The sequence below is a fragment of the Ruegeria sp. Alg231-54 genome, from assembly GCF_900143525.1.
Taxonomy (GTDB): Bacteria; Pseudomonadota; Alphaproteobacteria; order Rhodobacterales; family Rhodobacteraceae; genus Ruegeria.
On the sequence record NZ_FREZ01000015.1, the window covers coordinates 68,667 to 93,103 of the forward strand.

A 24,437-nucleotide genomic window follows, 5' to 3' on the forward strand; every position below is an offset into this window, starting at 1 on the left:
GGGGGGTGCAGCATGACACACGACCGCAACGGTGGCCCTGACAGGCCGCCCTTGGTTGCGCTCAGCGTCGCCAAGGTCGCTCTTTCGGTTCGGGCCAAGCTGCTGGTGGCTTTTCTAGGAATAACCGGTCTGCTGGTCTGTTTGGTGTTGTTCGGTCTATATGCCTTGCATCAGGCCAATCTGCGGTCCGAGACGATGATGCGCGATCAGGAGCGTATTGCGTTTTTTAATGACACCCACACGACGATCTCGAACCTGAACACACATCTACTGTCCTTGTTCGTTCCGCAGAACCTGAAAGACTTTCCTCGTCAGAACGGAATTCTGGGAGCTTCTACGCGTTCGATACTTCACGTTTCGGCGGCGCTGGAGCGTAACCTTGCCCTTGGTTTTCGCAGTTTCGGACAGCCGGGAATGCCGGATGCGCAGGCGATCGCGAACCTTCGATCTGACCTTCAGGACATTTTACCGGCACTCACTGAACTGCGCCGTCTGAACCGCGAAGGCGATCTGTTAGCCGCTGCGCAACACGGTATCGACCACATGTTCGAGCCGCTCCAAGCCATGCAGCGCGAGGCGTATACCGTGGCGCAGGATGTCGAACAGGAAGTGCGCGAACTGGCGAGGACAACAGAACAGGCATATTTGACCTCACGCCTAAGCATCACGGCTGCGGCGATCGCAGCGATTGGGATTGCCCTTTTGTTGGGATATTCGATTTCGTCGTCCCTGTTGTGGCCGATCGAACGCATCCACGCGGTGCTCAGCAAGCTGTCCCGGGGTGGGTTCGACAACCGGATTACGGTTCCCAATCGGGACGAACTGGGCGAGCTGGCAAACCACGTGAACCAAACCAGCGAAAAACTGGGCGCGCTCTACGGTCAAGTCGAAGTGCAAAAAGCCCAGCTGGCCGATTTGAATGCAGCGCTGGAAACTCGGGTCGCCAACCAGATAGAAGAGATCGAGCGCACCAATCGTCTGAAACGTTTCTTGCCGGCGCAGGTGGCAGCGATGATTGTCGGCGCGACGGATGAGGCGGATGTCTTGAGAACCCGTAAGGCCGAGATCACGGTTCTTTTTGCTGATCTGCGCGGGTTCACGGCCTTCGCCACCGTTGCCAATGCGGATCAGGTTGTCGCGGCGCTCAACTCATTTCACGGCACTTGCGGGCCGCTTGTTGAGGCCTGCGGGGGAACATTGGAACGGTTTCTTGGCGACGGTTTGATGGTTTTGTTCGGCGCGCCGGTGCCGCTGGATGATGCTGCGCAGCGAGCCGTTGAACTGGCCCAGAAAATGCAAGTGGATGTTCGAAAGGCGATGGTCCCATACAGGGCCGGTATAGCGCAGCATGGTCTTGGCCTCGGCATTGGGATCGCAACGGGCGCAGCAACCTTGGGTCGGATTGGTTTTGAGGGTCGTCTGGATTACTCGGCCATCGGGCCTGCGCCCAATCTGGCGGCACGCCTGTGTGAAATCGCCAAGGACGGTCAGGTGCTTGTCTCAAATGCAACTGCGCGTCAGGTCCGGATAGATATGACCCCGGCGGGACCGTTCGATCTGAAAGGCATAGGAACCCGCGTTTCGGCCTTTGAATTGGCGCGTCTGGTCGAAAGCCGGGCGGCGCCTCACGTTTGTGCACCCTATCCCTGACAAATGCAGGGAGTTGCGCCCGTCGTAACTTCAAAAGACGGGGGCAGGCGGTAATGTGCCAACGATAAGCGCGCCTGCAAGCTAATAGACCGAGCCAACCAAAACGGTTTCAGCGCCCGAGCTGATGACGGTCCAATGGGAACGGCAACTCACCCGATGCGTGGGTCAGCGAGTGTGTTTGATTTGAGGTGAGTGTGACGAACCGACTGTTTGCCGGGGCGCGGTCCTTTTCATCCTACCTGACGGATAATTGTCCCGCAAAGCGTTGATTTCGGATGTCGTCCGGGGATGTCTTGTAGTGGGCGCGAAAGGCGCGACCCAGAGCGACGGCAGAAGAAAATCCGGTGGCCGCCGAAATCTCTCGCTGCGACAGATCCGTTGTCCGAAGCAACGTGTCAGCCCGTTCCAGACGCAGCTCTCTGTACGTTGTCAAAAGCTTTGTGCCGGTTCTGTTCAGGAACCGACGCTGCAACTGTCGGGTAGACGTACCCAGTATTTGCGCCAGATCAGAGATCCGCAATGGCTCCTCAAGATTATCACTCATCGTTTCGATGGCTCGTCGCACTTGTGGATCGGCCTCGGACCTTTGGAAAAGCCGGATTGCAAGATGGCTCTTGGCGGTCTTTTTTGGCTCGGACAGGCCGATGTATCCGCGCAGAGTGTCTGCGAGGTGCTCTCCGTGATCGATCGACACGAAATTGGACAACAACCGTAATGCGCTTAACCGGGTCGATGCGCTGTGCAAACGGTTATCATAGGCTAAGTGGGTACCCGATCCATCTTCGATCAGTCCGATTTCCTGCGCTGCGGCCGTGAAGTTGGGATGCACCGCGGCGACTGTTTTTTCTGCCCGCCCGATCTGAGCAAGCAGCAAAACGGCGCTGCCGACAAGTATTGTGCGCGACGACAGGTTCACAACCTGTGAGGTCCAGGTTTTCTCAGAGTCATCCAACCGCCAGTTTTCGTGGATATCCCCCCAAAACAGTGCCGTTCGCCCAGACCAGTACAGCGGCCCTTCGACCGGGTCTTTAGCCAACCTGCGAATGTTGATGATGTAAGAATGATGTTCGACCAACCTGTTCAAGGCATCAAAGAAATCCAGGACGATCTGTGCAGATGCTTCGGTGTCCGCGCCAGAGAGGACAACATCGACGTGATGATTTCTGTTGGGTGTTTGCCTGGCAACGCAGGCTTGCCGTGAACGGGCATTTTTGAGGACATAGTGTTTCATTGTTCCTCCACCTGATGGTCTTCGGCTTTGCCCTTCGGGGCACCGCACATTTCTTATGGCCGACCCCCATAGTTTCGGGGGTCGGTCGTGAGTTTCAGCCCGCTTACTCTGCGGCTTCTTCGTAAGCGTCCATTGGGGGGCATGTGCATATTAGGTTTCTGTCGCCGTATGCGTTGTCGACGCGGTTTACGGGGGACCAGTATTTGTCGACGCCCATGGATCCTGGGGGGAAGCAGGCCTGTTCGCGGCTATAGGGCCGGTCCCAGTCGCCGACCAGATCGCGCACCGTGTGGGGGGCGTTTTTCAGCGGGTTGTTCTCCGCGTCGATCTTGCCGTCGATGATGTCCTGCGCTTCCGCGCGGATGGACAGCATGGCGTCGCAGAAGCGGTCCAGTTCGTCCTTGGGTTCAGATTCCGTGGGCTCGACCATCAAGGTGCCGGCCACCGGCCAGGACATGGTGGGCGCATGGAAGCCGGAATCGACCAGACGCTTGGCGATGTCGTCGACGCTGACCTGCGCCGCCTCATCCAGCGGGCGGGTATCCAGAATGCACTCATGCGCCACCCGGCCCGTGTCCGAGGTGTAGAGGATCGGATAGGCCTCCTGCAGGCGTGCCGCGATGTAGTTGGCGTTCAGGATTGCCACTTTCGTGGCCTGCGTCAGACCGGCACCGCCCATCAGCAGCACATAGGCCCAGCTGACCGGCAGGATCGAGGGCGAGCCGAACGGCGCCGCCGAGACCGGACCCACGGCGGTGCCGTATTCCGGGTGGCCGGGCAGGTGCTCTTCCAGATGTGCCTTGACGCCGATCGGGCCCATGCCGGGGCCGCCACCGCCATGCGGGATGCAGAAGGTCTTGTGCAGGTTCAGGTGGCTGACGTCGCCGCCGATATCGCCGGGGCGCGAGAGACCAACCATGGCGTTCATGTTGGCGCCGTCGATATAGACCTGACCGCCGTGGTCATGGGTGATCTGGCAGACCTCCTGAACGGTGGTCTCGAACACGCCATGGGTCGAGGGGTAGGTGATCATGCAGGCGGCCAGATGGTCCGAATGCTTTTCAGCCTTGGCGCGGAAGTCGGCCAGATCGATATTGCCCTTGTCATCGGCTTGCACCGGCACAACCTGATAGCCCACCATCTGCGCCGAGGCCGGGTTGGTGCCATGCGCCGAGGTCGGGATCAGGCAGACATTGCGGTGCGCCTCACCCCGCGCGGCGTGATAGTTGCGGATGGTCAGCAGGCCTGCGTACTCGCCCTGCGCGCCCGAGTTGGGCTGCTGCGAGATCGCGTCATAGCCAGTGATCTGGCACAGCTTGTCGTTCAGATCGTCGATCATCTCATGATAGCCCTGCGCCTGATCTTGCGGGCAGAACGGGTGCAGGTTGCCGAACTCGGGCCAGGTGACCGGGATCATCTCGATCGTGGCGTTCAGCTTCATGGTGCAGGACCCCAGCGGGATCATCGCCCGGTCCAGCGCCAGGTCGCGGTCGGCCAGACGGCGCATATAGCGCGTGATCTCGGCCTCGGCCCGGTTCTTGTGGAAGATCTCGTGGGTCAGATAGGCGCTTTCGCGCAGCGCATAATCCGGCAGGCGGTAGAGCTTGTTCGAGCTGTCATCCTTGCGATCGATGCCGAAGGCACCCCAGACGGCCTCGATGGTCTCGGGGCGGGTCTGTTCGTCCAGGCTGATGCCCACTTTGGTGTCGCCGACCTTGCGCAGGTTGACGCCGCGGGCCACGGCGGCCTCCATCACGACATTCTGCAGGTGGCCGACCTCGACCGTGATGGTGTCGAAGAACACCTCCGGCTCGACGGCAAAGCCTGCCTCTTCCAGACCGGCGGCCAGACGCGAGGTCTTGCGGTGCACCGATTGCGCGATGGCTTTGATGCCATCGGGGCCGTGATAGACGGCATACATCGAGGCAATCACCGCCAGCAGCGCCTGCGCGGTGCAGACGTTCGAGTTGGCTTTCTCGCGGCGGATGTGCTGTTCACGGGTCTGCAGGGCCAGGCGGTAAGCCTTGTTGCCGCGCGCGTCGATCGACACGCCGATGATCCGGCCGGGCATCGACCGCTTCAGCTTGTCACTGGTCGCCATATAGGCTGCGTGCGGGCCACCATAGCCCATCGGCACGCCAAAGCGCTGGGTCGAGCCGATGGCAATATCCGCGCCCATCTCACCGGGTGACTTCAGCAGCGCCAGCGACAGGATGTCGGCGGCGACGATGGCGATGGCTTTGTGTTCGTGCAGGGCGGCGATCTCGTTCGTGAAGTCGCGCACATGGCCGTGGGTGCCGGGATACTGGAAGATCGCGCCAAAGACCGACCCTGCGTCCAGCGTGTCCGGGTCGGCCACCTGCACATCGATGCCCAGAGGCTCAGCCCGGGTTTTGATCACCGCGATGGTCTGCGGGTGGCAGTTCTTGTCCACGAAGAAGGCCGCGTTGTTGGCCTTCGACCGGCCACCGCGTTTGGCCATCGCCATGGCTTCGGCAGCAGCAGTCGCCTCGTCCAGAAGCGAGGCGTTGGCCACGTCCAGCCCGGTCAGGTCGCTGACCATGGTCTGGAAGTTCAGGAGAGCCTCAAGACGGCCCTGGCTGATCTCGGGCTGATAGGGCGTATAGGCGGTGTACCAGGCCGGGTTTTCCAGGATGTTGCGCAGGATCGGCGCAGGCGTGGTGGTGCCATAGTACCCCTGGCCGATCAGCGAGGTCAAAACCTTGTTCTTGCTCGCCACCTCTTTCATGTAAAAGAGCGCATCGCGTTCGGTCATCGCCGGACCCCAATCCAGCGGTTCCTTCTGCCGGATCGCAGGCGGGACGGTGGCGTCGATCAGCTGGTCCAGCGTCTTGAAGCCAATCACCTTGAGCATGTCGCGCATTTCCGTCGGGCTGGGCCCGATATGGCGGCGGTTGGCGAAGTCATAGGCTTCGTAGTCGGTCAGTTTGAAGGCCATAGGTCATGCTCCTCAGGGAATGTCTCGCCCGGCCGCTCTGGCAGGAGCCTCCGGCGGGGATATTTTTAGCCAGATGAAGGGGCGGATCCGCGAAAGGACCCGCCGTTTGGGTTTACCCGATCAGGGCCTTGTAGCCGTCCAGATCCATCAGATCTTCCAGCTGCGCGGCATCCGCGATCTTGATCTTGTAGATCCAGGCTTCACCCTCGGGGTCTTCGTTCAGCGCGCCGGGGTTGTCGGCCAGCGCTTCGTTGACCTCGGTGATCTCGCCATCGACCGGGGCGTAGAGCTCGGACGCGGCCTTGACGGATTCGATCACGCCGATCTCGCCGCCTTTTTCGAACTCGTCGCCTGCTTCCTGCTGCTCCACGAACACCACGTCGCCCAGCTGTTCAGCCGCGTGCTTGGTGATGCCCAGAGTGGCCGTGTCGCCTTCGACGGTCAGCCATTCATGCTCTTCGGAATAATAGGTTGCCATGTTTGTCTCTCTCCTGACTTCAACGCTTGTAATTCTGTTTGACGAAGGGCAGCGCCACGATCTGCGCCGGCTGTGGCTTGCCCCGGATGATCAGGTTCACCGTCTCGCCCGGCTCACCGTGGCCCTTGGAAACATAGCCCATCGCCACCGGTCCGCCGACCGTGGGGCCAAATACGCCCGAGGTGATCTGACCGATCGTATTGCCCTCGGCGCACTGGATTTCCACGCCCTGACGCGCTGGTGCGCGGCCATCGGGCTTGATGCCAACCAGCTTTTTAGCAGGGCCTTCGGCCAGTTCCTTCTGCACGCGGTCTGCGCCCGGAAAGCCGCCTTCTTCCTTGCGGCGCTTCTGGATCGCCCAGCCGAGGCTGGCCTCAATCGGCGAGGTGCTCTGGTCGATGTCATTGCCATAGAGGCACAGACCCGCCTCCAGCCGCAGGCTGTCGCGCGCGCCCAGACCGGCCGCTTCGCAATCCTCATGCGCCAGGAAGGCTTTCGAAACTTCGATCGCCTTGTCCTCGGGGATCGAGATCTCATATCCGTCCTCACCGGTGTAGCCCAGACGCGAGATGCGGCAGTCTACGCCGTTGATCGGGGCCTCAGTGGTTTCCATGAACTTCAGGTCGCGGGCGGCAGGGCACAGATCCCCAACCACGTTTTCCGCCGCAGGGCCTTGCACCGCCACCAGCGCGCGGTCAAAGATCTCGACCACTTCGACGCCGTCAAGGTGTTCACGCATATGCGGAATGTCCTGATGACGCAGCGCTGCATTCACCACCACGAAATAGTAATCCCCCGCATTCGACACGATCAAATCGTCCATGATCCCGCCATCCGCGTTGGTAAAGAAACCGTACCGCGCCTTGCCCGGCTTCAGGGTCGCGTAGGCCTGCGGGCACAGAGCTTCCAGCTTCTCACCCACATTCTCACCGCGCAGGATCACCTGGCCCATATGAGACACATCAAACAACGCCGCCTTCTCACGACACTGCTTATGTTCCCCCATAATCCCCAAAGGATACTGAACAGGCATCTCCCACCCAGCAAAATCAACCAACTTACCTCCCAACTCAACGTGCAAAGAATGCAATGGGGTGCGTTTGGGTGCGTCAGACATGGCAGAGACCTTTCCTAAGACCTTGGCAACATTGCCGCATGGATTGCAACGTTATCTCTGTATTGTCGCCAATTGACACCAAGGTTCCTAGGACTGTGCAGCGAGTCAACAGGCTTCGACTGCTGGCGGTCTTTTGGTCCCCCGAGGGCGGCGTTGCAGAGGCATGTATACGGCCGCATGCAGCGACCTTGTATCCTATAGGAAACTTTTTTCCGTTAGGCAACATCGCATGCGACGTGCCATGGGCAAATTTCTGCGGCGAACAAAAGACAGCCGAGCCATCAAACTGATTTTTAGCCGCTTTCTGCTAAAGGGCTCTGGCACCAACCCTGAACCTACCCTAAGACTTCGCGCAAGAGGGGACGCAATGGCACATATCACACTGGTGCGTCACGGGCAGGCCAACACCACCGCACGTGACGAAGTAAACTATGACAAGCTCAGCGATCTGGGCCATCAGCAAGCCCGTTGGCTGGGCGCGCATCTGCAGAACACACAAGCGTTCTACCCGCGCGTCTATTGCGGAACCCTGTCGCGCCATGTGGAAACCGCCGCCAGCATGGGACTGCCCGAACCTACCCGTGATCCACGCCTCAATGAGATCGAATACTTCAACATTGCGAAATTGTATGAAGAGCAACATGGCATCCCCGTACCGACCGACCGGGAAGGGTTTGTCGACCATCTGCCCCGAACTTTTGCCGCATGGGCCAGAGGCGAGATCGAGGAAACGCCCGAGACCTTTGAGGAGTTCGAAACACGCGTCTCGGACGCTTTGCGCGATATCGGAACCGAGGGCGGGCCAGCGATTGTCGTGACATCGGGCGGGTTGATTTCGATGGTGGTTCGGCAGGCGATGGGACTGGACATACAGGCGATGGCGCGGGTGGCTCTTGCCATCATGAACACCTCAATGCATCGTCTGCACCCGATAGGCGCGCAGTTGAGCCCGGTTCTGTTCAACGCAGTCCCGCATCTGGAAGCGCCAGACAGGCAGTTTGCCCAAACGCATCTGTAATCCAAGCCCGGAGGCACTCTGATGCAGCTTTATTATGCACCCCGCACCATTTCGATCGCCGTTGCCATCGCCTTGGAGGAGGCCGGCCTGGACTATGAAGCGGTACGTCTGGACTTCGCCGAAGGCGACCAGACCAAACCGGCCTACAAACAGATCAATCCAAAAGGCCGTGTGCCTGCATTGGCGGTTGATGGCGGTATCCTGACTGAAACAGGGGCGTTGCTGGAATATGTCGCTACGGTTGCGCCTGACGCAAATCTTGTCCCCGCCGATCCTGTCATGGCGGCCCGTATGCGCGAAGTGATGTATTATCTGGCCTCGACCATGCATGTGAACCACGCACACAAGCTGCGCGGGGCCCGTTGGGCCGACAAGAAAGCCAGCTGGAAAGACATGACCGCCAAGGTCGCCCAGACCATGACCACGTCCTGTGAGTACATCGTATCAAACGGATTGCGCGGGCCCTTTGTGTTGGGCGATACGGTCTCGCTGGCGGACGCCTATCTGTACGTGGTGTGCAGCTGGCTGGAAGGTGACGGTGTGGACGTGTCGGCCTTTCCCAAAATCCTCGCTTTCCGCGAGGCGATGGAGGCGCGCGCCTCGGTTCAGGCGGTGCGCGCCGCCGGGATGATTTGAGTAAAGGACGACGCATGACACATCTTTGGGTCCGGGCAGAGCAACGCCCGAATGAAGAACGGGTTGGATTGACCCCAGAAGGCGCGGCGTCCCTGATTGCGGCAGGCATCCGGGTAACCGTCGAGGAAAGCCATGTCCGCGCTATTCCGATAGACGGCTACAAAAACGCAGGCTGCGAGATTGCGCCCGAGAATTCCTGGCCCGATGCCCCCCTTGATGCCATCGTCTTTGGTTTGAAGGAATTGCCAGAGGACGGCACCCCCCTGCCCCATCGCCACATCATGTTCGGCCACGCCTATAAGGGTCAGCATTCTGGCCGCGCCCTACTGCAGCGGTTCAAGGCCGGGGGCGGAACGCTTTATGATCTGGAATACCTTGTGGACGAGAACGGCCGTCGCGTCGCGGCCTTCGGGTATTGGGCTGGTTATGCTGGCGCAGCTGTCACCCTGAAAGCATGGGCGGCGCAGCAACGGAATGAGGAATGCCCGCCCATTGGTGTGTATTCGGGCAAGGACGCGCTGAATGCTGAATTACTGGCCGAGTTGAACGCCACAGGCGCCAATCGTCCCTGCGCCATCGTGATCGGCGCGCTGGGTCGCGTGGGTGCAGGCGCCGCCGACCTGTGCGAGGCCATGGGCGTCAGTGTCACCAAATGGGACATGGCTGAAACCGCCAGCGGCGGGCCTTTCCCCGAAATTCTGGAACATGACCTGTTTCTGAACTGCATTTTTGCCCGCCCGGGCACCCCGATCTTTGTTCCGCGAGAGTCGCTGACCAGCCAGCGTAACCTGACCGCCATTGGTGATGTCGCCTGCGACCCGGACAGCGATTACAACCCGGTACCCGTTTACGACCGCGCCACCACGTGGGACGCCCCCGCCTTGCGCGTCGCGTCGGATCCGGTGATGGATGTCATGGCAATCGACAATCTGCCCTCGATGCTGCCAGTCGAAAGCTCGGAAGACTATGCCGCGCAATTGCTGACAACTCTGCTGACGTTGAAAGAGATCGAAAGCGGTGTTTGGGGTCGAGCACAGGACGAGTTTCGCAAACATGTCTGAGCCGGTGCACACATGGAATACTTGATCGGCGGTGCGGCAGCGGTTCTTGGTACGATCTGCTGGCTACCGCAGACCCTGAAAACGTGGCGTAGCCGCGAAACCAAGGACCTGTCTCTGCCTGCAAACCTGCTGATCCTGACAACACTGACATTGTGGTTGGCCTACGGATTAATGATCGCTGCATGGCCTCTGATCCTGGGCAACGTGATATCGATCCTTCTTGTCGGTGCGATCGTGATCGCGAAACTGAAATTCGGCTGAACAGCCATAGAGGAGCTTAAGCATGACCATCCATTGGTGTGGCACCGGCCTGTCGGCCATCCCCGGCCTGCGTCGCCTGATTGAAGGCGGGCACAAGGTCACTGTCTGGAACCGGACCATTGAAAAGGCCAAGGCCGAAATCGGAGACCTGACCGACGACATTCGTGCCTTTGACATCGACGCACTGGGCGCAGTGCTGGAAAAAGGCGACGTTATCGTCTCAATGCTGCCGGGCGATTGGCACGTTCCGCTGGCGGAACTTGCGATTTCCAAAGAGGCCAATTTTGTCTCATCCTCTTACATTGCGCCCGAGATGCGCGCATTGGATGACAAGGCCCGCGAGGCCGGTGTGGCGCTGGTGAATGAGGTCGGGCTTGATCCGGGTATTGACCACCTGATGGCACACGCCCTGATCGCCGATTATCGCGCCTCGGACGCGTTTGATGCGCAGAACCACCTGAGCTTTATCTCGTATTGCGGCGGCATTCCGAAGAACCCCAACCCGTTCCGCTACAAGTTCAGCTGGTCGCCTTTGGGTGTGCTCAAAGCGCTGCGTTCACCGTCGAAGTCGATCCGCGATTATGCGCCGCTGGATGTCGCGCGCCCATGGGATGCAATCAGCAGCTATATCGCCCCCCTGCCAACACCTGAAAGCTTCGAGGTCTATCCGAACCGCGACTCTCTGCCTTTCATGGAAGAATATCAGTTCGAGGATCACTGGACCGTCAAGGAATTCGTCCGCGGCACCTTGCGCCTGAATGGCTGGGCCGATGCGTGGTCGGATGTGTTCAGCGAGATTGAAACCCTGTCCGGACCCGAGGGAGACGCGCGCCTGAAGGAAATGTCGGACCAGTTCTGGGACGAAAACGCCTATGACGAAGGGGAACCGGACCGTGTGGTTCTGTGCGTAGGACTGAAGGCCGAGAAAGACGGAACACCCGTCTGGCACAAAACCTATGTCATGGACGCCTGGGGCGACGCGCGCGGCACGGCAATGGCGCGACTGGTGTCTATCCCGGTCTCGCTGGCGGTCGAAGCGGTCCTGAATCGTGCGATCGCCGTCGGTGTCCATGCAGCACCCAGCGATCCAAAACTGGTGCAGGGCTGGATGGCCGAGATCGACAAGCTGGCGCAGCATTTACAGGTGGTCGATCACACTGCCTAAATTCGCATTAAAAAGCCACTCCTGTATGTCGGAGTGGCTTTTATCTTCGTCTCTGTCGCCGGTATCAAACTCGGCTATCGCCACAGCTTCAGGTGAACCGTTGGATCGTATCGTCAAGATCGCTGCGGTTTATGCCCAGCTCGGACAGTTCCTGATCGGAAAAGCTGTCCAAATACTGTGCGGCCCGCACGATATCGGCGCTGATCGCACGTAGTTGCATGGCGCGGTCGAACAATTGCAGGGCACTGGTCGTGGGCGTCAATTGCTTGCTTGGCGGGATGACATCAAACATGGGTACTACCTCATAACTGGTTACGCGGGTTCTTTTTCGGCACTTGGTTACTGCCGATAGGGTGCGCCGTGATAAACGCTTTGATACGCGCGTTGCTTGATTTCAGCCCGAGGGACGCCGATGTCGCTCAGTTGGCAATCGTTTAGCGCCTCCAGGTCGTGGACTGTTTTGGCGAAAATCCTGCGGCGGAAATGCTCGGTTCGGGCCTCTGCATAATCCGCAAACAGCGTGGAAAAAACGTTACCGTTCGGGGTTATTGTCTGTGTCGCTTCCATGGTCTTCTCCTCCTGAATTTGGATTGCGGTTGTGGTCACAATTCAAATAAAGGAACCGGTTCTTAAGGAGAGAACACCGTTTCATTAAGCTCTGTTAACGAAGCTTTCTGTGTATGATTTGAGGCCGAGGTTTGTAGCTTGGAAAGCTTTGGCCCGTGATGAACGTAGAGCCGTTGGATGCGGAACAGGCGGTGTTCGGGCATCACCAAATTGGTTCTCGGTACAGCGCAAAGCATGGGCCGCTACGATCGCAGCGGCCCATGGAAATTCTTAGACTTCGTCCGGGTTCGGAACGATCAGTGTCGGGATATTCGACCGACGCAAGACACGTTTCGCCACCGTTCCGAGGAAGGTGTGCGAAAAGCCGTGGTCATGTGCGCCAAGCACGATCAGATCGCACCCCATCTCGACCGAGCGCCGCAGGATCACCTCGGCTGGGTGCCCGTCGGTGACCTCGATCGAGGTCACCTGATCACGGATCTTGGCGTCATCGCCTTCGAACTGCGCCCAGAACTTGGCTTGCCGTTCGGCCAGCACCTTGCGCACCATTTCATGGCGACGCTGGGCCGCGGTTTTACGCGTCTCTTCATTCAGGATGAACATGTCCATCGTGATCTTCGCGTCGTCCGATAGGGGTTCGTTCACATGCAGGACGTGAATTTCTGCCCCTGTTGCCATCGCAATGCTGGCCGCATTGCGCATGGCGTGACCCGAGTTTTCCGACAGATCGGTGGCGAACAGGATATTTGTCACCATTTGTTTCATAGCATCATCCTTTCAGGTCAGTAGCCCAGCAGCCTTGGCAGCCATAGCGACAGCTCGGGGAAGAACGCGATGATGAAGATCGCGATCGTGTTGGCCGCTGCAAAGGGCAATGCACGGATCGAGATCTGCTCGATCGTTATGTTCGAAATACCCGATGCGATGAACAGGTTTTCACCCAGCGGCGGCGTCTGGAAGCCGATACCCAGCGTACAGACCATCACCACACCGAAGTGGATCGGGTCGATACCGACCGAATAGGCCACAGGCAGCATCACCGGAACCAGGATCAGGATGGTCGCCAGTGTCTCCATGAACATACCGACGAACAGCAGGAAGAAGATGATCAGCGCCCAGATCACATAAAGGTTGTCGGTAAAGCTGAGCATCGAGTCCGCGATGATCGCCGGGATCTGGTTTTCCACCAGAAGGCGGCCAAACACAGTCGCGGTGAACAGGATCAGCAGAACACGGCCCGTCAGCCACGTGGTGGCTTCAAGCGACTGGAACAGCGACTGCCATGTCAGTTCACGGTAGATGACCACGCCAACGAACAGAGTGTAGAAGATCGCAACGATAGCGGCCTCGGTCGGGGTGAAGAAGCCGGTGTAAATACCGCCCAGTATCACCAGCGGCGCCATCAGCGACCAGAACCCGCGATACATCTCGCAGCCCACGTGACGGATCGACCAGCCTTCGGCAACACCTTTGTACCCACGCTTTTTCGACATGAAGTAGTTCAGGATCAGCAAGCTGGTGGCGATCAGGAAGGCCGGAACAAAACCCGCGATGAACAGTTTCGAGATCGAAACCGACTGGAAGGTGCCGAACTTTTCAACTGCTTCCAGCGGAGGCGCCATACCGAGCGCGGCAATGCCGAAGATCACCATCGGGATGGAGGGAGGAATAATAATCCCGAGGCCGCCAGAAGAAGCGGTAATAGCAGAGGCATAGCCGCGCTCATAGCCACGGTCGATCATTGCTGGGATCATCAGCATCCCCACGGCCGCGGTTGTTGCCGGGCCCGAGCCCGAAATGGCGCCAAAGAACAGACAGGCCATAACCGTTGCAGCCGAAATACCGCCGGTGAATGGACCAGCCAGACTTTCAGCAACATTGATTAGGCGTTTTGAGATACCGGCGGCCTCCATAAGAGCCCCCGCCAGAATAAATGCAGGCAGAGCCATCAGTGGGAACGCACCCACCGAGGTAAATGCAATCTGCACGAACTTGATTGGGTTTTCGCCCAGGTAAAGGAACGAGAACAGCGATGCCACACCCAGCGCAACCGTGATCGGTGCACCGATGAGCAGCAGTAAAAGAAACGATCCAAATAGGATTGTGACGATTTCGGATTCCATGGTTTTTCCTCCCTGCCTCAGTCGCGTTTAGCTGCTTCGGTGGCAGCTTTGATTTCATCAAGGTCGATCTGGTCAGGATCATGGATGTCTTCGCCTTTGATCAGGCGGCGATAGTTCACCTGAATGATGCGCACGGTCATCAGCGCAAAGGCGAGAGGCAGAACCATGTAGACATACTTCATCTCGATACCCAGAGTCTGGGACTTCCAGAACTTGTTCATCTTGTTGAAGACAAAGTCCGTGGCCAGATACAGGAAGTAGACGTTGAAAAAGAGCCAGAAGAGATCAGCAAAAGCCTCTATGTACTTGATGTAGCGTTCGGGCAGGAACTTGAACTGGAAGGTCACCCGGTTATGCGCGCCTTTCAATGCCGCATAGCTGGCGCCAAAGTAGACAAACCAGACGAACATGTAGACTGATAGTTCTTCGATCCAGCTGTACGAAAAGCCAAAGACTTCACGCGCTATGATCTGTACAAACAGCAGACAGACGAAGCCGGATAGCAGGATCCGGCAGATGATACTTTCGATATTGTCCAGAAATTTCCAGAACATTGCGGAATTCCCTCCTCCCTGAGATGAAAAGAGCGCCGAAGCGCTCTTTTCCTTTTCGCTCATTGGCGATTATTGCTGGACGGGCTCGCGGCCGATGGCCTCGAGGACCGTGTTCAGTTTCTCGACGCCGCCGATGGACTCATAGAACTGAGGCCATACTGCACCGGTTGCCAGTTCGATGAACTCGGCCTCATCGTTCTCAGGATCGATGATTGCCATGCCTTTTTCGGTCAGCTCTTCTTTGATCGCAGCTTCAGAGTCGCGCAGGAACTGAGCGGAAATCTGAGTTGCTTCCTGACCGGCTTCCAGGATGATCTTCTGGTCTTCTTCGCTCAGACCCTGGAAAACAGATTCCGAAACGATCAGCGGTTCGATCGAGAAGATGTAACGCAGGTTGGTCACGTGGTTCTGGACCTCGTAGAACTTCATTGCGTTGATCGTCAGGTAAGGGTTGTCCTGACCGTCGACAACTTTGGTTTGCAGACCGGTGAAGGTCTCGGACCATGCCATCGGAGTCGGGCTGATACCCCAGGACTTGTAGGTTTCGATCATGATTTCGTTCTTGGGAACGCGGATGATCAGGTCCTGCAGGTCAGCAACCGAGCTGACAGGTTTTTTCGAGTTGGTCAGACGGCGGAAACCTGTGTAGGTCCAGCCGATGATGCGCACACCTGCGTCACGAATGGTGTTTTCCACCAGTTCCTGACCGATCGGGCCTTGGGTCAGCTTTTCAGCATCTTCCAGCGACAGGATCACATAAGGCAGAGTGAATACACCAACCGAAGGCGAGAACGGCGTGATGTTGTTGATCGCCAGCAGCGACATGTCCAGCGTGCCGATTGCGGCCTCGTTGACGGTGTCCTGCTCGGAACCCAGCTGACCGTTCAGGAACAGTGTAGCTGTATGCGCGCCACCCGATTTTTCTTCGAGTGCCTTAACGAAAGCCAATCCGAGGGCTTCTTGTGCGCTGCCTGCACTATCGCCAACAGCAATCTTGAAGTTTTTCGCGTCGGCTGCGCCAGCAACCATTAGTGCCGCGACCGAAACGGCAGCAGTCATGGTGCCAAGCTTTTTGATGAATGACATAGATGTCCTCCCAGTTTTATCATGTTTCGAGGTGCGCGCTGACCTGGGGAGAGATGGCCAGTCCGATTCTACCTCGGCTTTTTCAGAGTAGCTTGTGAAATGTGTTTCTATGTTGCCATTCTTTGCGCGATAGGTTTCACATATATCGAACCTTACGAATTGGGTAGAAAATGGTTGCCTCACGCATCGGCGACAGCGACATCCGATTGCTGCGCGTTTTCAAGACGGTTGTGGAAAGTGGTGGTCTGTCCGCAGCCGAAGTTGAGCTGAATATCGGCAAATCCACCATTTCAAAGCATGTTACTGATTTGGAACTGCGATTGGGCTTAAAACTGTGCACGCGCGGTCCTGCGGGTTTCGCCCTGACAGAAGACGGCGCAAAAGTGCTGCAAGCAGCAGATCACTTGCTTGTGTCCGTGTCGCAATTTCGGAACGAGGTCAGCGAAATCAAGGAACAGTTGGGGGGAACGATCCGCATTTCGCTATTTGATCAATGTGCGTCAAACCCGGATTCCCGGCTTGCCCGCGCCATTCATCGGTTCAACGAAGCCGCCCCCTCGGTCCAGATTGAATTGTCTCTTGAGCCGCCAAACGTGATCGAGACCATGGTCATCAGTGGCCAGCTCGACATCGGAATTATTGCGCTGCATCGCCCTTCGACGAGTCTTAACTATGCTCCGTTATATGGCGAGAACATGTTCCTGTATTGCGGCCGAGAACACCCCCTGTTTGAAATACCAGACCGGGAACTCAGGACCAGTGACCTGCTCAGGTACAACTATGTTGGGCTCAGCGTGAACTCTCCGAACCTGATCGTCGGTCAGCAACTGGGTTTCAAACGGTCAGCAAAAGTTCAAAGCGAGCAGGCGCTGGCCATACTAATCCTGTCAGGGCGATACATAGGTTATTTGCCTGATCACCTTGCGCAGGATTTTGTGGACCAGGAAAAGATGCGGATGGTGTTGCCGGGCGAAACGCAATATCGAACCCGGTTTGCAGCAGTGACCAGAAAGCAACCTGAACCAACACGGGTGACAAACTTGTTTCTGGAAGTTTTGCAGAGCGAACATTCGAAACCCTGACAACTGCCGAGCTGGCACAACACGAGCCAACTGTGGTGAAAACGTGCTTCGACACATCCTGTAAAAGCCAAACGCGAAATCAGGTTCGCCTTTTTGGCGTTGCCAAAAGCTTGTGACTTTCCGCCACATCACTGGTGCTCGCCTTCTTATCACTTACATGCGCCTCACCAAAATGAGGCGGACAAATGATAGACGACGATCCCCAACCCGTAGGGTATTACGACACGCACGATATATGGACCCTGGACCCAACGCCCGCGGACCAGTTGGTCTATGATGCCTTTGCCTCGGGCGTCGTCGATCTTCTGCAAGTGTTGGATGACAACAAGACCATGATGTCACGGGACGTTTACGCAAGACTGTTCGCCTCGCTGTTGGATCTTTCCCGAACTTTGGGAGAATACGAAGATGGATGGAAGCCGGACTAGGGGACGATTTCCAAGAACCCGCTGCTCCAATGCACGGTACGGGGTGGCGGTTCAGGCGCCGCCCCGTACCTAAAGACTAGTTAGCTTGCGGTTGCGTTCCCAAGCGCGTTCAACAGAGTGTTCAGATTGTGCTGGAACATCGCGAGATAGCTGGTGGCCGGACTACCGCGTTCCGACAAGGCGTCCGAGAACAGCCGTCCACCAATCACGATGCCGGTTTCATCCGAGATTTGCTGAATCAAAGTGGGGCTTGTGATGTTTTCAACAAACAGCGCCGCAGCGCCATCCGCCTTCAGTTGATCAATCAGAACAGCAAGATCCTTGGCTGATGGCTCCGCCTCGGTATCGATGCCAACCGGCGCAAGGAAAGTCAGTCCGTAGGCGTCTGCCAGATAACCAAATGCGTCATGTGCAGTCACAACCGTGCGGCGATTGGCAGGCAGGCCTGCCAGCTTTGTCTTGGTTTCTGCATCCAGCGCCTCAAGCTGCGCAATATAGGCCGCAGCATTGGCAGCGATTTCTTCGGCGTGCTCGGGCATCGCCTCTGTCATCACGTCGGCGACATTGGTCACGTAAATCATGCCGTTCGACAGCGAGTTCCAGGCGTGGGGGTCGATTTTGCCCTCGACTGTGACAGGCGTGATACCATCGGTGGCAACGTGCACGGTTGCGTCAGTGCCCGATTCAGCGATCAGGGTATCGGACCATGTCTCAAAGCCCAGACCGTTGACAAAGATGATATCCGCCTGGGCAACGGCCTTCGCGTCTGCAACCGAAGGCTGATACACATGCGCATCCGCGTCCGGGCCCACGATTGTCGTAACCGTGGCCAGATCGCCGACGACCTCTTCGACTATGTCGCCGAGGATCGAAAAGCTGGCGACGATCTTGACGTTGTCTTCTGCCGCAACGGTCGGCAATGCAGCCAAAGCAAACGACACAGAGGCGATGCCGGTGTAGAGTGACTTTACAAGAGTCATTGTGCTCTCTCTTCTTGTTGAATTTGGGCAATGGGGATGTCTTTGGAAACAGACGGTTTGCGCATCCGTCTGCCAAAACCAAGGGGACCGAAAATGGCCGAGAACAGAAAGAACCCACCGGCAACCAAAACGATCGCCGGGCCGGACGGCGTGTCCGGGAACAGGTAGGACAGAGTCAGGCCGATCCAGCAACTGGACAAGGCAAACACAAAGCCCAGGACCAGTTGCCCGGTGATCGTACTGGCCCAATAGCGCGCCGCAGTTGCGGGCAGGATCATCAAGCCAACGGCCATCAACGTTCCCAGTGTTTTGAACGCGGCCAGCAGGTTCAGAACCAACAGCAGCATAAAACCCTGATCTACCAACCACGGTCGGCGGGTCTGAGTTTCGAAGAAAACCGGATCGCAGGTGCTGACAATCAGCGGACGAAGCAGAACGGCGAATGCCAACAATGTGACTGTCGCCACCCCTCCGACAAGGATCATCGACGCGTCGTCGATCCCAAGGATTGATCCAAACAGGAAGCTTTTTAGTGGAACTGCGGACCCTGCTGCAGACAGGATAAAGATACCCACCGCCAATGCGATCAGATACAGCGAGGCAAGGCTGGCATCGCTGCGCAGGATTGTCCGGCGTGCTAGAAAGGCGGTCAAAATGGCGACGCCGACACCCGCGATAAGCCCTCCGACCAGCAGTGACATGACTGACAAGCCTGCCGTGACAAAGCCGATGACGATGCCTGGCGTAATCGCATGGGCCATGGCCTCACCAGCCAGCGATAGGCGACGCAGAACAAGAAATGCCCCCACCGGCGCGACCGAAGCCGACAAAACCGTGGTTGCCACAAAAGCGCGACGCATGAAGGCAAAGCTCCACATTTCGACGATCAGGTCATACATTGGCGTGCTCCGCTGTTGAATGGGTGCCACGGAACATCCAGGACGCCTGACTTTCCGAGAGGTATCCTTGTGCAACCAGACGGTCTGGTGTCAGAACGTCATTCACCAGTCCGTGGGTCGCCTCTTGCCCGCCCAAAAGCAGCGCGTGGCTGCAATAATCCAGCACCGAGGAAAGATCGTGCACCACCAAAACCACCGCGCGCCCCTCATCGCGCCATCGGCGGATAATCGACAACAGATGTGCTTCGGTACTTTGGTCGACTGCGGCAAACGGTTCATCCAGCAGGATCAGCGGTGCGTCCTGCATGATAACCCGCGCGAACAGCGCGCGCTGCAGTTGCCCACCTGATAGCATATGCAGAGGCCGGTCAGCGATATCCAGTACCCCGGCCTCATCCAGCGCGGCGGCCATCCGGTCGCGCGCGGCAGCGTCCAGCCCGGTACGATAACCAAACCCGCGCCAGGCCCCCATTGCGGCAAGATCCCTCACGCGGATGGGAAATCGGCGGTCGAACTCGGTCATCTGCGCCAGGTACCCGATGTCACCAGGACGGCCCTGCGGCCAAGTCAAACTGCCTGAAAGCGGATCCATCAAGCCCAGCAGCATCTTTACAAATGTGCTCTTGCCCGACCCGTTTGCACCAAGAACGGCAAGGGTCGTTCCGGCCGCGATATCCATGGAGAGGCGGTGAAACAATGTCAGGTCGCGGTAGCCCAACGTCAGATCGCGGATTTGCAAAACGGCCAACATCAAATCACCGCGTAAATCGCGAGCCACAAGAGCGCCGACAGCGCCAGAGCCCCCGCGACCAGCACCGGAACGCTGAATTCTGTCAGACACTTACCCCTTTGGGTGTCAGTTTTTTGCAATGACAACGCCTCCTGTGTTTGGACAGGGGCAAAGCGAGCGCAAGGTCGTGCACGGTACGGACCGCTTGAAACATTGTCATCTCCCTCTGGGGCACCCCGCCCAGGTTCATAAATTTCGGATGGCAGGTCTCCTGACTTGCGGGTCAACGCTATCCCGATCCTTCCCAGGCTATTGCCCAGTGGACGATCTCGGGTCGCTCGCCGCCTACAGTTGCGGGGGCAGTCACGGAATTGGCCTTTTTACAGAACCGCACCGTATTCCCTTTTATCCCTGACCGCAAAATACAGTCGGGAACCATCGCGAGGACAAAATACGAATTGATTTGATTCGACAAGAGCGTGAACCTGTGCAGGAAGGTTATTCGTTCCTATCGCTGATCGACAATAGAAGTCGCGCGGTAGAGGTGAGTCAACGGTCGTTACTACAATGGCCCCGCTTCTTACAGCTTCAGACGCACGGCCAACGGTTCATTGGACTGTTCTTTTTCTGCCCAGTTTTTTTTGATTTTGTTTACGCAGGAGTGATTTGTGTCTTTGACGTTGCAGGTTATTCGCTTGACGACGTTAAGCGTTTGATTCATTTAATAAATTGCAACTTCGCCGTGAGGCGGTGCTTAAGCATTTGATTGGTAATCATTAAAGTTGGTTGCGGGAGTAGGATTTGAACCTACGACCTTCAGGTTATGAGCCTGACGAGCTACCGGGCTGCTCCATCCCGCGACAGTTTGCGTTGGCCTATTGCTTACGCTAGTTGAGGCCTTGCGTTGGTCTACCGCCTATTTGGCTAGTTGAGACCGGGTAGTGTTTTTTTGATCGTAAGAGAGAAGTTTGATTGGGGGATTTTTCTAGGTTTGGCGGTGACCTACTCTCCCGGGGCTTAAGCCCAAGTACCATTGGCGCGGCAGTGCTTAACTTCCGGGTTCGGGATGGGACCGGGTGTTTCACTTGCGCTATGACCACCAAACCGAGGAAAATCCCCGTCGCGGCTTTTGCTTTGCAAAGAGGCGACGCGCGTTGCCGCACGGTTGTTGTTTCAATCAACACCGCAGCGTGTTGCTGCGAAGTTATCCATGTTTAATGAGGTGTATGTTTTTGATTTGTCTTTCCATTACTGGATCAAATCAAGCCTATCGGGCGATTAGTACCGGTCAACTGAACGCATTACTGCGCTTACATCTCCGGCCTATTGACGTGGTGGTCTTCCACGGCCCTCAGGGAGACCTTGTTTTGAGGGGGGCTTCCCGCTTAGATGCCTTCAGCGGTTATCCTGTCCGATCATAGCTACCCAGCACTGCCGTTGGCACGACAACTGGTCCACCAGTGGATCGTTCACCCCGGTCCTCTCGTACTAGGGGCAACTCCTCTCAAGTCTCCTACACCCACGGCAGATAGGGACCGAACTGTCTCACGACGTTCTAAACCCAGCTCACGTACCTCTTTAAACGGCGAACAGCCGTACCCTTGGGACCTGCTCCAGCCCCAGGATGAGATGAGCCGACATCGAGGTGCCAAACACTGCCGTCGATATGGACTCTTGGGCAGTATCAGCCTGTTATCCCCGGCGTACCTTTTATCCGTTGAGCGATGGCCCTTCCACTCGGGACCACCGGATCACTATGGCCGTCTTTCGACTCTGCTCGACTTGTCAGTCTCGCAGTCAGGCTGGCTTCTGCCATTGCACTCAACGAGCGATTTCCGACCGCTCTGAGCCAACCTTCGCGCGCCTCCGTTACGCTTTAGGAGGCGACCGCCCCAGTCAAACTACCCGCCACGCAGGGTCCCGGATCCGGATAACGGACCGCGGTTAGACATCAAGAGTGCGAAGGGTGGTATCTCAAGGGAGGCTCCACAAAGACTTGCGTCTCTGCTTCAAAGCCCACCACCTATCCTGCACATCACAATCCTGATGCCAGTGCGAAGCTGTAGTAAAGGTGCACGGGGTCTTTCCGTCTAACCGCGGGAAGCCTGCATCTTGACAGGCAATTCAATTTCGCTGAGTCGATGTTGGAGACAGCGGGGAAGTCGTTACGCCATTCGTGCAGGTCGGAACTTACCCGACAAGGAATTTCGCTACCTTAGGACCGTTATAGTTACGGCCGCCGTTTACCTGGGCTTCAATTCAAGGCTCTCACCTCTCCTTTTAACCTTCAGGCACCGGGCAGGCGTCAGACCCTATACGTCGTCTTGCGACTTCGCAGAGCCCTGTGTTTTTAATAAACAGTCGCCACCCCCTGGTTTGTGCCCCCAGCCCCTAGTTGCCTAGGAACCGGGCCTCCTTCTCGCGAACTTACGGAGGTATTTTGCCGAGTTCCTTCAACATCGTTCTCTCAAGCGCCTTGGTATTCTCTACCAGTCCACCTGTGTCGGTTTAGGGTACGGTCTTATAGGAGGGCTATTTCCAGGAACCTCTCAGCAGCCCATTCAATCCGATAAGGATGAACTACCTCTGAGATCCGTCACCACTCCACGGCCTAGGAATATTAACCTAGTTCCCATCGCCTACGCCTTTCGGCCTCGGCTTAGGGGCCGGCTTACCCTGCTCAGATTAGCTTTAAGCAGGAACCCTTGGACTTTCGGCGAGAGTGTCTCTCACACTCTTTGTCGCTACTCATGTCATCATTCTCACTAGTGATCTCTCCACCGGATCGCTCACGCGCCGGCTTCATCGAAAAGACTCGATCCTCCAAGGTGCCCCGAAAGACACTAAAGAGGATAAGTCTTATGTCACACTACGCTCTGCTACCATGCCTTACGGCATCCTAAGCTTCGGCTCATGGCTTGAGCCCCGTTACATCTTCGCCGCAGGACAACTTATTTAGACCAGTGAGCTGTTACGCTATCTTTAAAGGATGGCTGCTTCTAAGCCAACCTCCTGGTTGTTTTGGTCGTCCCACCTGCTTTCCCACTTAGCCATGAATTGGGGGCCTTAGCTGTAGGTCAGGGTTGTTTCCCTCTCCACTACGGACGTTAGCATCCGCAGTGTGTCTGCCATCTAGTACTCCCGGGTATTCGGAGTTTGGTTAGGATCAGTAAGCCTGTGGGGCCCCATTACCCATCCAGTGCTCTACCCCCCGGGGTATTCGGATGACGCTCTACCTAAATAGATTTCGCAGAGAACCAGCTATCTCCGAGTTTGATTGGCCTTTCACCCCTAGGCACAGCTCATCCCGATCCTTTTCAACGGATGTGGGTTCGGTCCTCCAGTAAGTGTTACCTTACCTTCAACCTGGCCATGCCTAGATCACTCGGTTTCGGGTCTGATCCCACGAACTCATTCGCCCTATTAAGACTCGCTTTCGCTACGCCTACACCTAACGGCTTAAGCTTGCTCGTGAGACCAAGTCGATGACCCATTATACAAAAGGTACGCCGTCACCCCGCAAGGAGGCTCCGACTGATTGTAGGCGTTCGGTTTCAGGTACTGTTTCACTCCCCTCGTCGGGGTGCTTTTCACCTTTCCCTCACGGTACTGGTTCACTATCGGTCAGCAAGGAGTACTTAGCCTTCGAAGGTGGTCCTCCGATCTTCAGACAGAATTTCACGTGTTCCGCCCTACTTAATACGTCCATCAGAGCTTAGAATACGGGGCTGTCACCCGCTATGGCCATGCTTCCCAACATGTTCTTCTCACTCATCTGGCTCGGCTGGTCCCCGTTCGCTCGCCGCTACTAGGGGAGTATCAATTGATTTCCTTTCCTCCGGGTACTTAGATGTTTCAGTTCCCCGGGTTTGCCTTTATAACCCTATGTATTCAGGTCATAAATACCTGGTTATGCCCATTATTGATTAGCACAGCTAACAATAACAAACATTCAGGTGGGTTGCCCCATTCAGAAATCCATGGATCAAAGCTTATTCTCAGCTCCCCATGGCTTATCGCAGAGTATCACGTCTTTCATCGCCTCTTGCTGCCAAGGCATTCACCAAACGCCCTTCTCGCGCTTGATTTGATCCAGAAAAAGAAAGACTTGATATTGGCACTACCGCCTATTCGGCTACTTGCGTGCGTTTGACCGCACACAACCGAAGCTGCGCTAGTAATCAAATCAATCGAGACCGCCCAGCTGGTAACTAAAGGCAGTCATTCTTCTGAACCAAAAACATACATTTCCCGCCCCCGCCACTTGGACGAGGACAAATGAGCAACCCCATATGGTCTCTCAGCCGTGCAGCTGATCAACGCAGGTCGCTCGGGTTAGTATATTAGACTTGGACAACTCTGTTCGTTTCAGTCGCGATACGCAGACAGGGCCGGCTAGACCCAAACTGCGC

Annotated in this window: 21 protein-coding genes, 1 tRNA gene, 2 rRNA genes and 1 riboswitch; of the genes, 8 read left to right on the top strand and 16 right to left on the bottom strand. The window is 56.9% G+C overall.

The window, feature by feature from the left end; genetic code table 11:
• The first annotated feature begins 12 nt into the window (after positions 1–12).
• Complete coding sequence (locus DHN12_RS20665; protein ID WP_108861876.1) at positions 13–1,650, top strand: adenylate/guanylate cyclase domain-containing protein; 1,638 nt, start codon at positions 13–15, stop codon at positions 1,648–1,650.
• Positions 1,651–1,885: 235 nt separating this feature from the next.
• Here DHN12_RS20665 and DHN12_RS20670 read toward each other — a convergent pair whose 3' ends face one another.
• From DHN12_RS20670 to gcvT, 4 genes are all read right to left on the bottom strand, one after another.
• Positions 1,886–2,881, bottom strand: a complete 996-nt coding sequence (locus DHN12_RS20670; RefSeq protein ID WP_108861877.1) for a helix-turn-helix domain-containing protein — start codon at positions 2,879–2,881, stop codon at positions 1,886–1,888.
• A 103-nt stretch (positions 2,882–2,984) separates the two neighbouring features.
• Positions 2,985–5,840: an aminomethyl-transferring glycine dehydrogenase gene (gcvP, locus tag DHN12_RS20675; protein WP_108861878.1), complete on the bottom strand. Its 2,856-nt coding sequence runs from the start codon at positions 5,838–5,840 to the stop codon at positions 2,985–2,987.
• A 112-nt stretch (positions 5,841–5,952) separates the two neighbouring features.
• Positions 5,953–6,318, bottom strand: coding sequence for a glycine cleavage system protein GcvH (gene gcvH, locus DHN12_RS20680; protein ID WP_058271403.1), 366 nt, complete (start codon positions 6,316–6,318; stop codon positions 5,953–5,955).
• Between the two features lie 19 nt (positions 6,319–6,337).
• Complete coding sequence (gcvT, locus tag DHN12_RS20685) at positions 6,338–7,435, bottom strand: glycine cleavage system aminomethyltransferase GcvT (protein WP_108861879.1); 1,098 nt, start codon at positions 7,433–7,435, stop codon at positions 6,338–6,340.
• A gap of 367 nt (positions 7,436–7,802) precedes the next feature.
• On the opposite strand from gcvT, the gene DHN12_RS20690 reads away from it, so the two are divergent.
• Genes DHN12_RS20690 through DHN12_RS20710 form a run of 5 tightly spaced genes read left to right on the top strand, consistent with a single transcriptional unit; the run spans position 7,803 to position 11,576 of the window.
• Complete coding sequence (locus DHN12_RS20690) at positions 7,803–8,453, top strand: histidine phosphatase family protein (RefSeq protein WP_108861897.1); 651 nt, start codon at positions 7,803–7,805, stop codon at positions 8,451–8,453.
• Between the two features lie 21 nt (positions 8,454–8,474).
• The gene (locus DHN12_RS20695) at positions 8,475–9,089 is read left to right on the top strand and encodes a glutathione S-transferase family protein (RefSeq protein WP_108861880.1); all 615 of its coding nucleotides are present in this window, start codon (positions 8,475–8,477) and stop codon (positions 9,087–9,089) included.
• 14 nt (positions 9,090–9,103) lie between these two features.
• On the top strand, positions 9,104–10,150 hold the full coding sequence (locus DHN12_RS20700) for a saccharopine dehydrogenase (protein ID WP_108861881.1): 1,047 nt from the start codon (positions 9,104–9,106) through the stop codon (positions 10,148–10,150).
• Between the two features lie 12 nt (positions 10,151–10,162).
• Complete coding sequence (locus DHN12_RS20705) at positions 10,163–10,411, top strand: SemiSWEET family sugar transporter (RefSeq protein WP_108861882.1); 249 nt, start codon at positions 10,163–10,165, stop codon at positions 10,409–10,411.
• 22 nt (positions 10,412–10,433) lie between these two features.
• The gene (locus DHN12_RS20710) at positions 10,434–11,576 is read left to right on the top strand and encodes a saccharopine dehydrogenase family protein (protein WP_108861883.1); all 1,143 of its coding nucleotides are present in this window, start codon (positions 10,434–10,436) and stop codon (positions 11,574–11,576) included.
• Positions 11,577–11,664: 88 nt separating this feature from the next.
• On the opposite strand, the gene DHN12_RS20715 is transcribed toward DHN12_RS20710, so the two are convergent.
• The 6 genes from DHN12_RS20715 to DHN12_RS20740 all read right to left on the bottom strand — a co-directional run bounded on the left by DHN12_RS20715 (position 11,665) and on the right by DHN12_RS20740 (position 15,906).
• Positions 11,665–11,868: a DUF1127 domain-containing protein gene (locus tag DHN12_RS20715; protein ID WP_108861884.1), complete on the bottom strand. Its 204-nt coding sequence runs from the start codon at positions 11,866–11,868 to the stop codon at positions 11,665–11,667.
• A gap of 47 nt (positions 11,869–11,915) precedes the next feature.
• Positions 11,916–12,143, bottom strand: a complete 228-nt coding sequence (locus DHN12_RS20720) for a DUF1127 domain-containing protein (protein ID WP_108861885.1) — start codon at positions 12,141–12,143, stop codon at positions 11,916–11,918.
• A 270-nt stretch (positions 12,144–12,413) separates the two neighbouring features.
• Positions 12,414–12,908 (bottom strand): universal stress protein, encoded by a 495-nt coding sequence (locus DHN12_RS20725; protein ID WP_108861886.1) that lies wholly within the window; start codon positions 12,906–12,908, stop codon positions 12,414–12,416.
• A gap of 17 nt (positions 12,909–12,925) precedes the next feature.
• Entirely contained in the window at positions 12,926–14,266 is a 1,341-nt protein-coding gene (locus tag DHN12_RS20730; protein WP_108861887.1) for a TRAP transporter large permease, read from the bottom strand.
• Positions 14,267–14,283: 17 nt separating this feature from the next.
• Positions 14,284–14,820 carry a TRAP transporter small permease gene (locus tag DHN12_RS20735; protein WP_058273759.1) on the bottom strand — a complete coding sequence of 179 codons (537 nt, stop codon included), beginning with the start codon at positions 14,818–14,820 and terminating at the stop codon, positions 14,284–14,286.
• Between the two features lie 69 nt (positions 14,821–14,889).
• Positions 14,890–15,906 (bottom strand): TRAP transporter substrate-binding protein, encoded by a 1,017-nt coding sequence (locus DHN12_RS20740; RefSeq protein ID WP_058273760.1) that lies wholly within the window; start codon positions 15,904–15,906, stop codon positions 14,890–14,892.
• Positions 15,907–16,076: 170 nt separating this feature from the next.
• Here DHN12_RS20740 and DHN12_RS20745 point away from each other — a divergent pair, with 170 nt between their 5' ends.
• A complete protein-coding gene (locus DHN12_RS20745; RefSeq protein ID WP_108861888.1) occupies positions 16,077–16,988 on the top strand; it encodes a LysR family transcriptional regulator in 912 nt (303 codons plus the stop codon).
• A gap of 185 nt (positions 16,989–17,173) precedes the next feature.
• Entirely contained in the window at positions 17,174–17,416 is a 243-nt protein-coding gene (locus DHN12_RS20750) for a hypothetical protein (protein ID WP_108861889.1), read from the top strand.
• Positions 17,417–17,496: 80 nt separating this feature from the next.
• On the opposite strand, the gene DHN12_RS20755 is transcribed toward DHN12_RS20750, so the two are convergent.
• The 6 genes from DHN12_RS20755 to DHN12_RS20780 form a co-directional block, all read right to left on the bottom strand.
• A complete protein-coding gene (locus DHN12_RS20755) occupies positions 17,497–18,396 on the bottom strand; it encodes a metal ABC transporter solute-binding protein, Zn/Mn family (protein WP_108861890.1) in 900 nt (299 codons plus the stop codon).
• Positions 18,393–19,295 carry a metal ABC transporter permease gene (locus DHN12_RS20760; RefSeq protein ID WP_234416713.1) on the bottom strand — a complete coding sequence of 301 codons (903 nt, stop codon included), beginning with the start codon at positions 19,293–19,295 and terminating at the stop codon, positions 18,393–18,395. Before DHN12_RS20760 ends, DHN12_RS20755 begins: the two co-directional genes overlap by 4 nt.
• Complete coding sequence (locus DHN12_RS20765; RefSeq protein ID WP_108861891.1) at positions 19,288–20,136, bottom strand: metal ABC transporter ATP-binding protein; 849 nt, start codon at positions 20,134–20,136, stop codon at positions 19,288–19,290. Before DHN12_RS20765 ends, DHN12_RS20760 begins: the two co-directional genes overlap by 8 nt.
• Positions 20,137–20,268: 132 nt before the next feature.
• Positions 20,269–20,480: riboswitch (cobalamin riboswitch) on the bottom strand.
• A 328-nt stretch (positions 20,481–20,808) separates the two neighbouring features.
• A tRNA-Met gene (locus DHN12_RS20770) sits at positions 20,809–20,885 on the bottom strand.
• 129 nt (positions 20,886–21,014) lie between these two features.
• Positions 21,015–21,129: ribosomal RNA gene (gene rrf / locus DHN12_RS20775) — 5S ribosomal RNA — on the bottom strand.
• A 153-nt stretch (positions 21,130–21,282) separates the two neighbouring features.
• Positions 21,283–24,113, bottom strand: a 23S ribosomal RNA gene (locus tag DHN12_RS20780).
• Positions 24,114–24,437 lie beyond the last annotated feature (324 nt).

What these genes read in the sequence shown, in the direction of transcription:
- DHN12_RS20665 (WP_108861876.1), top strand. Translation starts at nt 13, where the DNA reads ATGACACACGACCGCAACGGTGGCCCTGACAGGCCGCCCTTGGTTGCG.
- DHN12_RS20670 (WP_108861877.1), bottom strand. Translation starts at nt 2,881, where the DNA reads ATGAAACACTATGTCCTCAAAAATGCCCGTTCACGGCAAGCCTGCGTT.
- gcvP (WP_108861878.1), bottom strand. Translation starts at nt 5,840, where the DNA reads ATGGCCTTCAAACTGACCGACTACGAAGCCTATGACTTCGCCAACCGC.
- gcvH (WP_058271403.1), bottom strand. Translation starts at nt 6,318, where the DNA reads ATGGCAACCTATTATTCCGAAGAGCATGAATGGCTGACCGTCGAAGGC.
- gcvT (WP_108861879.1), bottom strand. Translation starts at nt 7,435, where the DNA reads ATGTCTGACGCACCCAAACGCACCCCATTGCATTCTTTGCACGTTGAG.
- DHN12_RS20690 (WP_108861897.1), top strand. Translation starts at nt 7,803, where the DNA reads ATGGCACATATCACACTGGTGCGTCACGGGCAGGCCAACACCACCGCA.
- DHN12_RS20695 (WP_108861880.1), top strand. Translation starts at nt 8,475, where the DNA reads ATGCAGCTTTATTATGCACCCCGCACCATTTCGATCGCCGTTGCCATC.
- DHN12_RS20700 (WP_108861881.1), top strand. Translation starts at nt 9,104, where the DNA reads ATGACACATCTTTGGGTCCGGGCAGAGCAACGCCCGAATGAAGAACGG.
- DHN12_RS20705 (WP_108861882.1), top strand. Translation starts at nt 10,163, where the DNA reads ATGGAATACTTGATCGGCGGTGCGGCAGCGGTTCTTGGTACGATCTGC.
- DHN12_RS20710 (WP_108861883.1), top strand. Translation starts at nt 10,434, where the DNA reads ATGACCATCCATTGGTGTGGCACCGGCCTGTCGGCCATCCCCGGCCTG.
- DHN12_RS20715 (WP_108861884.1), bottom strand. Translation starts at nt 11,868, where the DNA reads ATGTTTGATGTCATCCCGCCAAGCAAGCAATTGACGCCCACGACCAGT.
- DHN12_RS20720 (WP_108861885.1), bottom strand. Translation starts at nt 12,143, where the DNA reads ATGGAAGCGACACAGACAATAACCCCGAACGGTAACGTTTTTTCCACG.
- DHN12_RS20725 (WP_108861886.1), bottom strand. Translation starts at nt 12,908, where the DNA reads ATGAAACAAATGGTGACAAATATCCTGTTCGCCACCGATCTGTCGGAA.
- DHN12_RS20730 (WP_108861887.1), bottom strand. Translation starts at nt 14,266, where the DNA reads ATGGAATCCGAAATCGTCACAATCCTATTTGGATCGTTTCTTTTACTG.
- DHN12_RS20735 (WP_058273759.1), bottom strand. Translation starts at nt 14,820, where the DNA reads ATGTTCTGGAAATTTCTGGACAATATCGAAAGTATCATCTGCCGGATC.
- DHN12_RS20740 (WP_058273760.1), bottom strand. Translation starts at nt 15,906, where the DNA reads ATGTCATTCATCAAAAAGCTTGGCACCATGACTGCTGCCGTTTCGGTC.
- DHN12_RS20745 (WP_108861888.1), top strand. Translation starts at nt 16,077, where the DNA reads ATGGTTGCCTCACGCATCGGCGACAGCGACATCCGATTGCTGCGCGTT.
- DHN12_RS20750 (WP_108861889.1), top strand. Translation starts at nt 17,174, where the DNA reads ATGATAGACGACGATCCCCAACCCGTAGGGTATTACGACACGCACGAT.
- DHN12_RS20755 (WP_108861890.1), bottom strand. Translation starts at nt 18,396, where the DNA reads ATGACTCTTGTAAAGTCACTCTACACCGGCATCGCCTCTGTGTCGTTT.
- DHN12_RS20760 (WP_234416713.1), bottom strand. Translation starts at nt 19,295, where the DNA reads ATGTATGACCTGATCGTCGAAATGTGGAGCTTTGCCTTCATGCGTCGC.